Annotated in this window: 1 protein-coding gene; it reads right to left on the bottom strand. The window is 69.7% G+C overall.

Annotated elements, in window-relative coordinates:
* On the bottom strand, nucleotides 1-164 hold a 164-nt coding region (locus tag ACUN0C_RS20210), incomplete at its 3' end, for a GIY-YIG nuclease family protein (RefSeq protein WP_445468198.1).
* Nucleotides 165-747: the final 583 nt, after the last annotated feature.

The raw sequence follows: 747 nt of genomic DNA on the forward strand, positions 1-747 counted from the left end.
GCGAACGCCTCGTACCAGACCAGCGCCTGGACACCGTAGCGGCTGGTGAAGCCGCCCGTCGCGCCCTCCTTGTGCTCCCACACCCGGCGCGGCAAATCGCTCGTCACCCCGCAATAGAGCGTCCCGTTCCTCTTCGACGCCAGGAGGTACGTGTAGCCGCGCATCGCCGAATCCGACCCGCTCTCCATGCCCGGGTCAAGCCCGGGTCAGGACGACAGTCGAGGCCGCGCGCCAGGGGCAGCCTCACACTCTGTGGTTACCACACGGGGCTCTCATGCGGAACGCCGCCCCCACCCCACTCTCTGTCGTCATCGCCGGACTTGATCCGGCGATCCAGAACGGCCCCTCCGCCGCAGCCGGCGCCCGCTGGATGCCCGGGTCAAGCCCGGGCATGACGACAGTGGATGCGGCGCGCCAGGGGCAGCCTCACACTCTGTGGTCACCACACGGGGCTCTCATGCGGAACGCCACCCCCGCCCCATTCTCTGTCGTCATCGCCGGACTTGATCCGGCGATCCAGAACAGCCCCTCCGCCGCAGCCGTCACCCGCTGGATGCCCGGGTCAAGCCCGGGCATGACGACAGTGGATGCGGCGGGACGACGGTGGAGCGGGCATGACGACAGTGGCAGAGGGGCGCCAGGAGCGGCCCTACCCCCGATCGTCCTCGCCGGCCTGACGCAGAGCACCGCCCCCGCCCCACTCTCTGTCGTCATCGCCGGACTTGATCCGGCGATCCACAACAGCCC

This window comes from Faunimonas sp. B44 (assembly GCF_052655945.1).